The sequence below is a fragment of the Streptomyces sp. NPDC002564 genome, from assembly GCF_042889645.1.
Classification (GTDB): domain Bacteria; phylum Actinomycetota; class Actinomycetes; order Streptomycetales; family Streptomycetaceae; genus Streptomyces.
The window spans coordinates 87,008-100,576 of record NZ_JBIARE010000003.1 but is presented as its reverse complement, the minus strand read 5'-3'; the positions used below and the strand labels follow the sequence as shown (position 1 = coordinate 100,576).

The following is a 13,569-nucleotide window of genomic DNA, read 5'->3' as shown; positions in this document are numbered from 1 at the left end:
CGCCGCCACCACGGCGGCCCCGGGGGGGGCCGACGCGGCCCGGCGGCGGCCGCGGGTCTCGGGGCCCCCCCGCGCGCCCCTCTGGGGCATACGAGCGGGGCCCGCGCCATCGGCGCGGGCCCCTCTCGTGGTCATCTGCCCGCCTCGGCGGTCACCGGAGCCCGCCCCGTACGCCCGGGTGCGGCCTCCAGCCGGAGTCGAGCGGGCCTCAGGCCTGCACGGCCCGCCGGCTGCGCAGCAGGCCCGCCAGGGCCTGGGCGAACTCCACTGGCTCGACCGGCAGGGTCACCGCCGCCTCCGCGCGGCTCCAGGTGGCAAGCCAGGCGTCCTGCGGGCGCCCCATGAGGAGCAGCACCGGCGGGGCCTGGAAGACCTCGTCCTTGATCTGCCGGCAGACCCCCATGCCGCCCGCGGGCGCCGCCTCGCCGTCGAGCACGGCCACGTCGATGCCGCCGTGGTCCAGCTCCTTGAGGACCGCGTGGACCGTGGCGCACTCCACGAACCGCACCTCGGGAACATCGGCCGCAGGCCTGCGACCGGTGGCCAACCGGACTTGCTCGCGGGTGCTCGCGTTGTCGCTGTAGACCAGCACCGTGGCGGTCGGCTGCATTGTTCCTCCAGTACGTCGGTGCGTAGAGCAGTGCGGTGCAGTGCTGAACGGGGCTGAGCTGTGCCGTCAGGGGGTCGGGAACCGATGCGCGGATGCTACTCCTCCCGGCACCCCGTCAACACCGGTTCGGACAGGCCTGCGATGGGCCATCCGGGCAGGACACACCCGGTAGACACTCCGAACGGCACCCCCCGGGGTGAGGGCGGGATAAGCGACCGACATAATGTCGGTCGTGGCGACAGCAACGACAGTAGATACCGGGCACGCGCACCCGCCGGTCAATCGACCGAACCTCACCAGCGTCGGAACCATCATCTGGTTGAGTTCCGAGCTGATGTTCTTCGCGGCCCTCTTCGCGATGTACTTCACCCTGCGATCGGTGACGGGTCCTGATCACTGGAAGGAAATGGCCTCGGCCCTGAACTTCCCGTTCTCAGCGACGAACACCACCATCCTGGTGCTCTCCTCTCTCACGTGTCAGCTCGGCGTGTTCGCCGCTGAACGCGGAGACGTGAAGAAGCTCCGGATGTGGTTCATCGTCACGTTCATCATGGGTGCGATCTTCATCGGCGGTCAGGTGTACGAGTACACCGAGCTGGTCAAGCACGAGGGCCTCTCGCTCTCGTCCGACCCGTACGGCTCGGTCTTCTACCTGACCACCGGCTTCCACGGACTGCACGTGACGGGCGGCCTGATCGCCTTCCTGCTGGTCCTCGGCCGCACCTACGCGGCCAGGAGGTTCACCCACGAGCAGGCGACCGCAGCCATCGTCGTGTCCTACTACTGGCACTTCGTCGATGTGGTCTGGATCGGCCTCTTCGCCACGATCTACATGATCAAGTAATCGGCAGGTCGCTGACGCGACACATCCGAACATTCCAGCAGCATCGACGCAGAAGATCCTGACACCGGGGTAATCCGTGAAAAAGCTCTCCGCACGACGACGCCATCCGCTGGCGGCGGTCGTCGTCCTACTCCTCGCGCTGGCGGCCACCGGGGGGCTGTACGCCGCGTTCGCGCCGGCGGACAAGGCGCAGGCCGATGACACCGCCCAGTCCCTCGCCATCGACGAGGGCAAGAAGCTCTACGCCGTGGGCTGCTCCAGCTGCCACGGAACCGGCGGTCAGGGCTCCTCCGACGGTCCGAGCCTGGTCGGCGTGGGCGCCGCCGCGGTCGACTTCCAGGTCGGCACCGGCCGCATGCCGCTCCAGCAGCCGGGCGCCCAGGCGCCCAAGAAGAAGGTCATCTACAACCAGGCCCAGATCGACCAGCTGGCGGCGTACATCTCGTCGCTGGGTGCCGGTCCCTCGGTCCCGACCGAGAAGCAGTACAGCCCGGACGGTGCGGACATCGCCAAGGGTGGCGAGCTCTTCCGCACCAACTGCGCCCAGTGCCACAACTTCACCGGTGAAGGTGGCGCGTTGACGCACGGCAAGTTCGCGCCTTCGCTGGAGGGTGTCTCCCCGAAGCACATCTACGAGGCCATGCAGACCGGCCCGCAGAACATGCCGTCCTTCCCCGACACGACGATGCCGGAGAAGAACAAGAAGGACATCATCGCGTACCTCGACGCGGTCAACAGCGAGAAGACCGAGAGCCCTGGCGGTCTGAAGCTGGGCGGTCTGGGTCCGGTCAGTGAAGGCCTCTTCGGCTGGATCTTCGGTCTCGGTTCGCTGATCGCGGTCGCCGTGTGGGTCGCCGCTCGGACCGCAAAGGCCAAGAAGTCATGAGTAGCCAAGAGATTCCAGAAGAGAACCTGCCCAGCAAGCAGGAGACCGAGCACGGCTCGGTGGCGGTCACGGACGAGAACCCGTTCGCCGACCCGGGGCTGCCGCCCCACGAGCACCGTGTCCAGGACATCGACGAGCGGGCCGCCAAGCGCTCCGAGCGAGCCGTGGCGTTCCTGTTCACGCTGTCGATGATCGCGACGGTGGGCTTCATCGCCTCGTACGTGGCGATCCCGGCGGACAAGAGCATCTACGTCTTCCCGATCGGGCACATCAGCGGCCTGAACTTCGCCCTGGGCCTGACCCTCGGCGTGGCGCTGTTCTGCATCGGCGCGGGCGCGGTCCACTGGGCCCGCACCCTGATGTCCGACGTGGAGATGGCCGACGAGCGGCACGAGATCGCGGCGGAGCCCGAGGTCCGTGCCAAGGTCATGGAGGACTTCAAGCAGGGCGCCGCGGAGTCGGGTTTCGGTCGGCGCAAGCTGATCCGCAACACGATGTTCGGCGCGCTGGCCCTGGTCCCGCTCTCCGGTGTCGTCCTGCTGCGTGACCTCGGGCCGCTGCCCGAGGACAAGCTGCGGCACACCAAGTGGGCCAAGGGCAAGATGCTCGTGAACATGAACACCCACGAGCCGCTGCGGCCCGCCGACGTGGCCGTCGGTTCGCTGACCTTCGCCATGCCCGAGGGCATGTCCGAGCACGACCACGACTTCCAGACCCAGATCGCCAAGGCCGCCCTGATGATCGTCCGGATCCAGCCGGAGAACATCAAGGACAAGCGCGAGCTGGAGTGGTCGCACGAGGGCATCGTGGCGTACTCCAAGATCTGCACCCACGTGGGCTGCCCGATCTCCCTGTACGAGCAGCAGACGCACCACGTCCTCTGCCCGTGCCACCAGTCCACCTTCGATCTCTCCGACGGTGCCCGAGTGATCTTCGGCCCGGCCGGCCACGCCCTGCCGCAGCTGCGCATCGGCGTGAACGAAAAGGGCTACCTCGAGGCGCTCGGCGACTTCGAAGAGCCCGTCGGTCCTGCCTTCTGGGAGCGCGGATGAGCACCACCACCACTTCTTCGACCGACAAGCGCCAGAAAGCGCCCGCCGGTGAGCGGGTCGCGGACTGGGCCGACGGCCGGCTGGGGATCTACTCCCTGGCCAAGGCCAACATGCGCAAGATCTTCCCGGACCACTGGTCCTTCATGCTCGGTGAGATCTGCCTCTACAGCTTCATCATCATCATCCTCACGGGTGTGTACCTGACGCTGTTCTTCCACCCGTCGATGAACGAGGTGGAGTACTCCGGCAGCTACATCCCGATGCAGGGACAGCTGATGTCGGAGGCGTTCAACTCGACCATGCACATCTCCTTCGATGTGCGCGGTGGTCTGCTGATCCGGCAGATCCACCACTGGGCGGCGCTGATCTTCCTCGCCGGCATGTTCGTGCACATGATGCGCGTGTTCTTCACGGGTGCGTTCCGCAAGCCCCGTGAGGTCAACTGGCTGTTCGGCTTCCTGCTGTTCGTCCTCGGCATGTTCACCGGTTTCACCGGTTACTCGCTCCCGGACGACCTGCTCTCCGGCACCGGTGTCCGCTTCATGCAGGGCGCCATCCTGTCGATGCCGATCGTCGGCACCTACCTGTCGATGTTCCTGTTCGGCGGGGAGTTCCCCGGCGGCGACTTCGTGGCGCGGTTCTACTCGGTCCACATCCTGCTGTTGCCGGGCATCATGCTCGGCCTCGTGGTGGCGCACCTGATCCTGGTCTTCTACCACAAGCACACGCAGTACGCGGGCGCCGGCAAGAGCAACAAGAACGTCGTCGGCATGCCGCTGCTGCCGGTCTACATGGCCAAGGCCGGAGGCTTCTTCTTCCTGGTCTTCGGTGTCATCGCGGTCATCGCGGCCATCGCCTCGATCAACCCGATCTGGGCCATCGGCCCGTACCGCCCGGACCAGGTGTCCACCGGCGCCCAGCCCGACTGGTACATGGGCTTCGCCGAGGGCCTGATCCGTGTGATGCCGGGCTGGGAGATCAACCTCTGGGGCCACACGCTCGCCCTGGGCGTGTTCATCCCGCTGGTCGTGGTCTTCCCGCTGGTCCTCGTGGCCATCGCGGTCTACCCGTTCATCGAGTCCTGGGTCACCGGCGACAAGCGCGAGCACCACATCCTGGACCGCCCGCGCAACGCCCCGACCCGTACGGCCTTCGGTGTCGCCTGGCTGACGGCGTACATGATCATGCTGGTCGGTGGTGGCAACGACCTGTGGGCCACCCACTTCCACCTGTCGCTGAACGCCATCACCTGGTTCGTCCGGATCGGCTTCTTCGTCGGACCGGTCCTCGCCTTCATCGTCACCAAGCGGATCTGCCTGGGTCTGCAGCGGCGCGACAAGGACAAGGTGCTGCACGGCCGCGAGTCGGGCATCATCAAGCGCCTGCCGCACGGTGAGTTCATCGAGGTCCACGAGCCGCTCAGCCGCGAGCAGCTGCACACGCTCACGGCGCACGAGCAGTACCAGCCGGTCGAGATCGGCCCGTCGGTCGACGAGAACGGCGTGGAGCGCAAGCTGTCCGGAACGCAGAAGCTCCGGGCGAAGCTCTCGAAGGGCTACTACGGGGAGAACAACCAGATCCCCAAGCCCACCGCCGACGAGTACAAGGAGATCACGAGCGGCCACGGTCACCACTGATCACCTGATGCTGTGAAGCACTGACCGCCCCCTCCCGGCCTCGTCCGGGCGGGGGACCACCACGGTCGCCACGGCAGGAGCCCCGTCCATTGCATGGACGGGGCTCTTTGCCGTCCCGGAGGCTGGATAGGGTGGTCCCACCCCCGCGTGCGGGGGTGTTTCCTTGCCCTACGGACGAAGAAGACCAGGAGCGGCTATGAGCGCTGTGACCCCCGCAGGAGGCGACACCGCGGCGGGCCGTTCCTGGCCCGACGTCCTGAACGGCCTGCTCGACGGGCGCGACCAGAGCGCCGACGACACGGCCTGGGCCATGGACCGCATCATGCGGGGCGAGGCCACCGACGCGCAGATCGCCGGTTTCGTGGTGGCGCTGCGGGCCAAGGGCGAGACCGTCGAGGAGATCTCCGGCCTGGTCCGCGCCATGTACGCGCACGCCAACGTCATCGACGTGCCCGGCCCCAGCGTCGACATCGTCGGCACCGGCGGCGACGGCGCCAAGACCGTCAACATCTCGACCATGTCCGCGATCGTCGTCGCGGGCGCCGGCGCGAAGGTCGTCAAGCACGGCAACCGCGCCGCCTCCAGCGCGTCCGGCGCCTCCGACGTCCTGGAGAAGCTCGGCGTCAACCTGGACCTCACCCCCCAGCGGGTGGTCGAGGTGGCGGACGAGGCGGGGATCACGTTCTGCTTCGCCGTGAAGTTCCACCCGGCGCTGCGGCACGCGGGCGGGGCACGCAGCCAGCTCGGCATCCGGACCGTCTTCAACCTGCTCGGCCCGCTCACCAACCCCGCCCGGGTGCGGGCCCAGGCCGTCGGCGTCGCCGACCCCCGGATGGCCCCCATCGTGGCCGGCGTCTTCGCCGAGCGCGGGCACTCCTCCCTCGTCTTCCGCGGCGACGACGGGCTGGACGAGCTGACCACGACGTCGACCTCCCGGGTCTGGACGGTGCGGGACGGCGCCGTGCGCGAGGAGGCCTTCGACCCGCGGGACGTCGGGATCGACCTGGTGCCCGTCGAGGCGCTGCGGGGCGCCGACGCCTCGTACAACGCGGAGGTGGCCCTGCGCCTCCTCGACGGCGAGCGCGGCCCGGTACGGGACGCGGTGCTGCTGAACTCCGCGGCGGCGCTGGTCGCCCTCACGCCGACCGACGAGCCGCTGGTGGCCCAGATCAGGGCCGGCATGGACCGCGCGGCGCAGGCGATCGACTCGGGGGCCGCGAAGCAGGCCCTGGAGCGCTGGGTGTCCGCCAGCAACCGCTGACAGGCCCCGGGGGAGTCCCCGGGACGCGGTATCGGTGTGACGCACGGCGCAGTCCGGATCCTGGACTGCGCCTTGCGCGCCGAAGATCGTATGGCAGGATGCTGCACAGGTCATGAGTGACAGCGACTACGGCCCCGGCCCGCTGTCCGGCAACCCTCCGTCCGTGGCGGGGTGCCCCGGGTGAAGACCAGGCCGTGGACAGCAAGGTCCGTGGCAAGCGCGGACCCCTGCGAACCCTGGGGTCCTGGTCCTCAAGGGAGCAGTCTCGTGAGCAAGCGAATGTGCTAGGGCCTTCCGGCCCCTTTTCCGCGCACCCTTCTTCTCTTCATCACTGCACCGCCGCAGCCCTCGTCGCGCGGCCGTCGTCGCAGTGAACTCACTTGTCTCTTCCGGGAGTTCGCCATGTCTGTTTCCGCCGTTGCCGCCGACTCGTCCGTCTGTGCCCCGCTGGCCGTCCTCGGCCGTGACGTCACCGTGCCGCTGGTCACCGGCGGCGAGGTGACGTACGCGGCCCTCGACTACGCGGCGAGCGCCCCGGCGCTGCAGCGGGTCTGGGACGACGTGGCGGCCTACGCGCCGTACTACGGCAGCGTGCACCGCGGCGCCGGCTACCTCTCGCAGCTCTCCACCGACCTCTTCGAGAACGCCCGTACGACGGTCGCCGAGTTCCTCGGCTGCCGCGAGGACGACCAGGTCGTCTTCACCCGCTCCACCACCGACTCGCTGAACCTGCTCGCCGCCGCGCTGCCCGCGGACTGCCAGGTCTTCGTCTTCGAGACCGAGCACCACGCCTCGCTCCTGCCGTGGCGGGACGCCCGCGTCACCTACCTCAACGCGCCGCGCACCCCCGGCGACGCCGTGCGCACCCTGGAGCACGCCCTCGCCGACCGCGACCCCTACGGCCCCGCCCTGGTCTGCGTGACCGGCGCCTCGAACGTCACCGGCGAACTGTGGCCCGTCAAGGAGCTCGCCGCCGCCGCGCACGCCCACGGCGCCCGCATCGTCCTGGACGCCGCGCAGCTCGCCCCCCACCACCCGGTCTCCATCGACGAGCTGGACGTCGACTGGGTCGCCTTCTCCGGGCACAAGCTGTACGCGCCCTTCGGCTCCGGTGTCCTCGCGGGCCGCTCCGACTGGCTGCGCACCGCCGAGCCCTACCTCGCGGGCGGCGGCGCCTCGCGCAAGGTGGCGCGGCGCACGGACGGCGGAGTGGACGTGGAGTGGCACGACAGCGCGGCCCGGCACGAGGCCGGTTCGCCGAACGTCATCGGCGTGTACGCGATCGCCGCCGCCTGCAAGGCGCTCACCGAGGCGGGCTTCGAGGGTCTCGTCGCCCGGGAGCAGCAGCTCATCGCGCGGGTCCGCACCGGGCTGGCCGAGGTGCCGCAGGTGCGGGTCCTGTCGCTCTTCGGCGACGACGCGCCGCGCGTGGGCGTCATCTCGTTCGTCGTGGAGGGCTGGAACAGCTCGCACTTCGCGGCCGCGCTGTCCGCGGAGTACGGCATCGGCGTGCGCGACGGCCTCTTCTGCGCCCACCCGCTGGTGCGCACCCTGCTGGGCAGCGACCCGCAGACCCAGGGCGAGTGCGGCGCGCCCGAGGCGGCGCCCGGCGAGAAGTCCCTGAACGCCATCCGGGTGAGCTTCGGCGCGGGCACCCCCGACGAGCACGTGGAGCGGTTCGTGCGCGCCGTCAAGGAGCTCGTGGCCGACGGCGCGCGCTGGAACTACCGCACCGAGGACGGGCGGTGCGTGCCGGACACCGGCGCCGCCGTCTGACCGGGGCGCCCCGGTGACCCGGCCCTCCGGGAGGCTTAGGAGTCGAGGCCGATCGCGAAGGCGGCTTCCAGGTCGTGCTGGGAGTACGTGCGGAACGCGACGTGCGTGTCGGTCGCCTCGACGCCGGGGATCTTGCTGATCCGGCCGGGGATGACGTCGGCCAGGTCGTCGTGGCGCGGCACGCGCACCATCGCGATCAGGTCGTACGTACCCGTGACGGAGAAGACCTCGCTGACCGAGTCGAGCGCGGCGATCGACTCGGCGATCTCCGGAATCCGGTCCACGCTGGTCTTGATGAGCACGATCGCGGTGATCACGGCTGGCTGTCTCCCTCGGTGGCCGGTGCTGTGCCGTTCACTCTAGCCCTCCCGCCTCACCCTCCCGCGCGGGCAGGGACGTCCTCCCGCGCGTGCTCCGCCGCCCCCGCACGCACCACCCCCACGCGAAGAGGAAGCCGAGCGAGAAGCCCACCAGGTGCGCCAGATAGGCCACCCCCGTGCCCTTGCCGCCCTGCCCCGCCGCCAGCCACTGCAGCGTCACCCAGAACGGCAGGACCACCCAGGCGGGGAAGCGCAGCGGCAGGAAGAAGAGGAACGGGAAGAGGCTGGTGACGCGCGCCTGCGGGAAGAGATACAGAAAAGCGCCGAGGACGGCGGAGATCGCCCCGGAGGCTCCCACCAGCGTCTGGTCGGAGCCCGCGTGCGCGGCCGCGTAGGCGAGCAGGGCGAGGTATCCGCAGCTGAGGTAGAAGAGCGCGTACAGGAGGTGCCCCATGCGTTCCTCGACCATGGCCCCGAAGACGTACAGGAACAGCATGTTCCCGAGCAGATGAAGCCAGCTTCCGTGCACGAACAGGGCGGTGAACGGTCCGAGGGCGGCCCGCGGGACCCCGCTGAACAGTTCGACGGGTACCACTCCCCACCGCTCGAAATAGGCCTGCTGCGCGGCGAGCAGCTCGTCGCCCTTGCCGTAGACGGGGTTGAATCCGGACACCGGGGAGATGACGAAGACCACGCAGCAGACGGCGATCAGCCCGTACGTGACCGGGGCGGACTGTCCCCGGAGCAGCCGGCCCGCCTTCGAACCCCATGTGGTGATCATGAACAGAGCATGACGTAACGGGCGCTACCTGCCCAGACCGCCATGCCGCACCGGAGGGCGCAGCATGGCGCCCCTTACAGGCCTTAGGGTTACGGGCACTACGCGCCATGGAAGCCGGCGTGGGCCCACGGTCGCCGAAGACGTCGACGTACGCAGTCTCCGAAGGAAGCGAACAGCCACGATGACGGTTCCCCTGCCGACCGCCACCACCCGGTGGCGCTGCACGCTCTGCGGCAATCTCACGCGTTTCGACGTGACCCGCAGCTCGAAGGTCGTCGAGTATGTCCATCTCGACCTGGCCGGAGAGTCGAACGTCGAGGAACGCGAGGTGGTCAGTGAGACCATCGAGTCGGTGCGCTGCCGATGGTGCAACGCCGTGGATCAGGTGGAACTCGTGGACAGGCCGGGCACCGACTCCTGAGGGAGCGGGGCCCGCACAGCTAGTGGGGTGACGGATGGTGGAGAGCGCAGGCGGGGAGCCGGACGACGGCGCCGCTGAGGTGCTCGACCGTCCGCTGCCCGACGGGGTGCGCCGGCGGGTCGTCCAGATCGTCTCGGACGGTTTCGGCGGGCTGACCCTGGCCGAACTGCCCGCCCAGCTGCGGCAGTACGCGCGCTTCACGCCCACCCGGCGGGCGAAGTTCGCGGCCAACGCCATGGCGGCGGCGCTGGAGAACGACACGCTGTTCCGCCAGCGCATCGGCGAACGCCTCAGGGAGGCACAGCCCGAGCTCGCCGGCGCCCTCGACGCGGGATCGCCGCCGCCCGCCGCCGATCCGCTGGACGTGGCGGCGGCGGCCTACGTGCTGCGTCCCGCCGGATGGGTGAAGCTGGTCACCGCGGCGGGTGAGGAGGCCCAGCGGGCCGACGCCGAGCGCGCCGACGACGAGACCCGGGCCGAGCTGGAGCGGCTGCGCGAGGACCTCGTCGCCGCCCGCGGCCAGACCAAGGCGGAGACCGAGCGGCTGCGCACCGAGCTCGAAGCGGCACGCAGGGAAGCCGAATCGATGCACCGCAAGCTGCGCGGGGCCCTCAGCGACGTCAAGCGGGGCGAGGCCGCGCTCCGCAAGGCCGCCGCCGAGGTGGAGGCGGTGCGTGCCGAGGGGCAGGCGCAGGTGTCCGCCGCCGAGAGCGAGTCGCGCCGCCTCAAGGCGCGGCTCGGCGAGACCGAGGCGGCCCTGGAGGCCAGCCGCCGGGCGGCCCGTGAGGGGCGCAGCGTCGAGGACATGCGGCTGCGGCTGCTGCTCGACACGGTCCTCGACGCGGCCCAGGGGCTGCGCCGCGAGCTGGCGCTGCCGCCCGTCTCGGTGCGGCCCGCGGAGACCGTGGACGCCGTGGAGCCGGGGCGGATGTCGCCCAAGGACATCGCCGCGCGCGCCCTGTCCGAGAGCGATCCGGCCATCCTGGACCAGCTCCTCGCGCTCCCGCAGGCGCATCTGGTCGTCGACGGCTACAACGTCACCAAGACCGGCTATCCGACCATGCCGCTGGAGAAGCAGCGGCTGCGGCTGCTCGGCTCGCTCTCGCAGCTCGCCCTGCAGTCCGGCGCCGAGGTCACCTGCGTCTTCGACGGCGCCGAGCTGGCCGCGCCGGTGCTGCTCGCGCCGCCGCGCGGGGTGCGGGTGCTGTTCTCCAAGCCCGGTGTCACCGCGGACGAGTTGATCCGTCAGCTGGTGCGCGCGGAGCCGCCCGGGCGGCCCGTGGTGGTCGTCTCGACCGACCGCGAGGTGGCCGACGGGATCGCCAAGGCCGGGGCGCGGCCGGTGGCTTCCGCGGTCCTCCTGAAGCGGCTTTCGCGGGGCTAAGGGGCCTCGCGCAACTCCTGGGGCCTATGCCCGAATTGGGGCTCACGTGACGTGACGTAGCGCCAGAAGATCATTACTGCCTGTGCGTTATCGGTAAAGAATGCGCTTCGCGACCGATTTTTTGCTGATCAGATTTGAACTGATCACAAGAAGGTCACTAAGGTCTCGCCTCGAACCTCCGCTCGGTTGATCACCCATCCGGGGTGACGGCGGCGGTACCCGCCCACCGGGTCTCGGTAGGCGGCTGGAGGAAGAAGGAGCCGCCTTCGTGGCGTCCCACCGTCGACCCAAGCAGCCGAGCCGCACCCGCGTGACCGTGCTCACCGCGACCGCCGCCGCTGCCGTGGCGCTCACCTCGCAGGGAGCGGCCCAGGCCGCCCCGAAGCCGAGCAAGGACGAGGTCAAGTCCAAGGTCGACAAGCTCTACGAGGACGCGGAGCGGGCCACCGACAAGTACAACGGGGCCAAGGAGAAGCAGGAGAAGCTCGAGAAGCAGATCGGCGACCTCCAGGACAAGGTCGCCCGCGGCCAGGAGGAGCTCAACGACCTGCGCGACGGCCTCGGTTCGATGGCCAGCGCCCAGTACCGCTCCGGCGGCATCGACCCCTCCCTGCAGCTCTTCCTCTCCTCCGACCCGGACAACTACCTGGACAAGGCGTCCACGCTGGACCAGCTCAGCAGCCAGCAGGTCGACTCGCTCAAGAAGATCCAGAAGAAGCAGCGGGACCTCGCGCAGCAGCGCAAGGAGGCCGCGGGCAAGCTGGACGACCTCGCGGACACCCGCACCGAGCTCGGCAGGAAGAAGAAGGAAGTCCAGGGCAAGCTGGGCGAGGCGCAGAAGCTCCTCAACACGCTGACCGCCAAGGAGAAGGCCTCGCTGGCCGCCAAGGAGCAGCAGCGCGCGAGCCGCGCCGCCGACGACCGCGCGGACCTCGGCGACGAGAAGCCCGCCTCCGGCCGCGGCGCCGCCGCCCTGAGCGCCGCCGCCACCCAGCTCGGCAAGCCCTACGTCTCCGGCGGCACGGGCCCCAACTCCTACGACTGCTCCGGGCTCACCCAGTGGGCGTACGCGCAGGCCGGTGTCTCCATCACCCGGACCACGTACACGCAGCAGAACGACGGCACGAGGATCGGCCGCGGCGAGCTCAAGCCCGGCGACCTGGTGTTCTTCAACAACCTCGCACACGTCGGCTTCTACGCCGGCAACGGCCAGGTGCTGCACGCCCCCAAGCCGGGCGCCGTGGTGCGCTACGAGTCGATGTCGTACCTGGGCAGCTTCCAGTTCGGCGTCCGCATCTGACCGCCGTCCGGCCGCCCGGCGTCAACGCCGTGCCGACACCGCCCAAACGGGCGAATTCCGGCAACTCCCGCTGACCCCACGCCCCGTTGATGACCTGCGTCTGAAGCGGGGCGTCGGGCTGTCCGCCCCCTTTCCGGGCCCCACGGGGTCTTTGGCCGCTCCGTGGTCGCCCGGCTACTGTCGGCGCGCATTCCCCCGGGACAGCCGGGGGCTCGTCAGCGGAAGGGAGAGCGGCGTCCCGTGGGGTCCCATCGCCGTCCCGCACAGCCCGGTCTCGACCGGAGCACGCGCGTGACCGTCCTTTCAGCGGCAGCGGCCACCGCGGCGGCGGCCTTCGGCGCCGCGCCCGCAGGCGCCGCGCCGCAGGACAAGCCGTCCGACACCCGAGCCAAGGTGGACCGGCTCTACGAGCAGGCCGAGCAGGCGACCGAGGCGTACAACAAGGCCGACGAGCGTGCCGACCGGCTGCGCAAGCAGGTCGAGCGGGCCAAGGACAGCGTCGCGCGCGGCCAGGAGCGCATCAACACCATGCGCGGCGCGCTCGGCTCGCTCGCCGGGGCCCAGTACCGCTCCGGCGGCATCGACCCCTCGCTCGCCCTGATGCTCTCCTCCGACCCGGACGGCTACCTGGAGCGGGCCTCGGCCCTGGACCGGGTCAGCGCCCGCCAGGCGGGTGAACTGGCCGACCTGCAGCGCGCCCAGCGCAGCCTCTCGCAGGAGCGCACCGAGGCGAGCCACCAGCTCGCCGAGCTGGAGAAGAGCCGTACCACCGTCGCCCGGCACAAGCGCACCGTCGAGCACAAGCTGGCCCGGGCCAGACAGCTGCTCAACTCGCTGCCGAGCAAGGAGCGCGACGCCTACGACCGGTCGTCGCGCTCCGGCGCCGACCGCGCCGAACTGCCCGCCCCCGGCGGCGCCCCGTCCTCCTCGCGGGCCGCCGCGGCCATCGCCGCCGCCCGCTCCGCGGTCGGCAAGCCCTACGTGTGGGGCGCCAACGGCCCCTCCGGGTTCGACTGTTCGGGCCTGACCCAGTGGTCGTACGCCCAGGCCGGGGTCGGCCTGCCGCGCACCTCGCAGGCCCAGCGGTACGCCGGGCGGCAGGTCTCCCTGTCCGAGGCCCGGCCCGGCGACCTGGTCGCCTACCGGGACGACGCGAGCCACATCGGGATGTACATGGGCAACGGCCAGGTGGTGCACGCCCCGTACCCCGGCGCGCCGGTCCGCTACGACCCCGTCGGCATGATGCCGGTGTCGTCCGTGACGCGGGTCTGACCGGCACCCGGCCCGCCCCGCCCCG

The 13,569-nt window shown here is 70.3% G+C and carries 13 protein-coding genes and 1 riboswitch; of the genes, 10 read left to right on the top strand and 3 right to left on the bottom strand.

Annotated elements, in window-relative coordinates:
• Positions 1–208 precede the first annotated feature (208 nt).
• On the bottom strand, positions 209–610 hold the full coding sequence (locus ACFYXE_RS12025; RefSeq protein WP_361178131.1) for a hypothetical protein: 402 nt from the start codon (positions 608–610) through the stop codon (positions 209–211).
• Positions 611–833: 223 nt separating this feature from the next.
• Here ACFYXE_RS12025 and ACFYXE_RS12020 point away from each other — a divergent pair, with 223 nt between their 5' ends.
• From ACFYXE_RS12020 to ACFYXE_RS11995, 6 genes are all read left to right on the top strand, one after another.
• Entirely contained in the window at positions 834–1,454 is a 621-nt protein-coding gene (locus tag ACFYXE_RS12020) for a heme-copper oxidase subunit III (protein ID WP_055566234.1), read from the top strand.
• A 76-nt stretch (positions 1,455–1,530) separates the two neighbouring features.
• Positions 1,531–2,340: a cytochrome c gene (locus tag ACFYXE_RS12015; RefSeq protein WP_361178129.1), complete on the top strand. Its 810-nt coding sequence runs from the start codon at positions 1,531–1,533 to the stop codon at positions 2,338–2,340.
• Entirely contained in the window at positions 2,337–3,392 is a 1,056-nt protein-coding gene (locus ACFYXE_RS12010) for a Rieske 2Fe-2S domain-containing protein (RefSeq protein ID WP_361178127.1), read from the top strand. The genes ACFYXE_RS12015 and ACFYXE_RS12010 overlap by 4 nt, the downstream gene beginning before the upstream one ends.
• Positions 3,389–5,029: a cytochrome bc complex cytochrome b subunit gene (locus ACFYXE_RS12005; RefSeq protein ID WP_361178124.1), complete on the top strand. Its 1,641-nt coding sequence runs from the start codon at positions 3,389–3,391 to the stop codon at positions 5,027–5,029. The genes ACFYXE_RS12010 and ACFYXE_RS12005 overlap by 4 nt, the downstream gene beginning before the upstream one ends.
• A gap of 196 nt (positions 5,030–5,225) precedes the next feature.
• A complete protein-coding gene (gene trpD / locus ACFYXE_RS12000; protein WP_361178122.1) occupies positions 5,226–6,290 on the top strand; it encodes an anthranilate phosphoribosyltransferase in 1,065 nt (354 codons plus the stop codon).
• 108 nt (positions 6,291–6,398) lie between these two features.
• A riboswitch (SAM riboswitch) is annotated at positions 6,399–6,516 on the top strand.
• Between the two features lie 176 nt (positions 6,517–6,692).
• A complete protein-coding gene (locus tag ACFYXE_RS11995; protein ID WP_389311590.1) occupies positions 6,693–8,066 on the top strand; it encodes an aminotransferase class V-fold PLP-dependent enzyme in 1,374 nt (457 codons plus the stop codon).
• A 35-nt stretch (positions 8,067–8,101) separates the two neighbouring features.
• Here the strand turns inward: ACFYXE_RS11995 and ACFYXE_RS11990 are convergent, their stop codons facing one another.
• Together ACFYXE_RS11990 and ACFYXE_RS11985 are read right to left on the bottom strand one after the other, a co-directional pair.
• Positions 8,102–8,383: an Lrp/AsnC family transcriptional regulator gene (locus ACFYXE_RS11990; protein ID WP_125512351.1), complete on the bottom strand. Its 282-nt coding sequence runs from the start codon at positions 8,381–8,383 to the stop codon at positions 8,102–8,104.
• 37 nt (positions 8,384–8,420) lie between these two features.
• On the bottom strand, positions 8,421–9,167 hold the full coding sequence (locus tag ACFYXE_RS11985) for a rhomboid family intramembrane serine protease (RefSeq protein ID WP_389311587.1): 747 nt from the start codon (positions 9,165–9,167) through the stop codon (positions 8,421–8,423).
• A 181-nt stretch (positions 9,168–9,348) separates the two neighbouring features.
• Here ACFYXE_RS11985 and ACFYXE_RS11980 point away from each other — a divergent pair, with 181 nt between their 5' ends.
• From ACFYXE_RS11980 to ACFYXE_RS11965, 4 genes are all read left to right on the top strand, one after another.
• On the top strand, positions 9,349–9,588 hold the full coding sequence (locus ACFYXE_RS11980; protein WP_355813701.1) for a hypothetical protein: 240 nt from the start codon (positions 9,349–9,351) through the stop codon (positions 9,586–9,588).
• A 34-nt stretch (positions 9,589–9,622) separates the two neighbouring features.
• Positions 9,623–10,972: an NYN domain-containing protein gene (locus ACFYXE_RS11975; protein WP_361178115.1), complete on the top strand. Its 1,350-nt coding sequence runs from the start codon at positions 9,623–9,625 to the stop codon at positions 10,970–10,972.
• A gap of 268 nt (positions 10,973–11,240) precedes the next feature.
• Positions 11,241–12,272 (top strand): NlpC/P60 family protein, encoded by a 1,032-nt coding sequence (locus ACFYXE_RS11970; RefSeq protein ID WP_389311584.1) that lies wholly within the window; start codon positions 11,241–11,243, stop codon positions 12,270–12,272.
• A 240-nt stretch (positions 12,273–12,512) separates the two neighbouring features.
• Entirely contained in the window at positions 12,513–13,544 is a 1,032-nt protein-coding gene (locus ACFYXE_RS11965; RefSeq protein ID WP_389311582.1) for an NlpC/P60 family protein, read from the top strand.
• Positions 13,545–13,569: the final 25 nt, after the last annotated feature.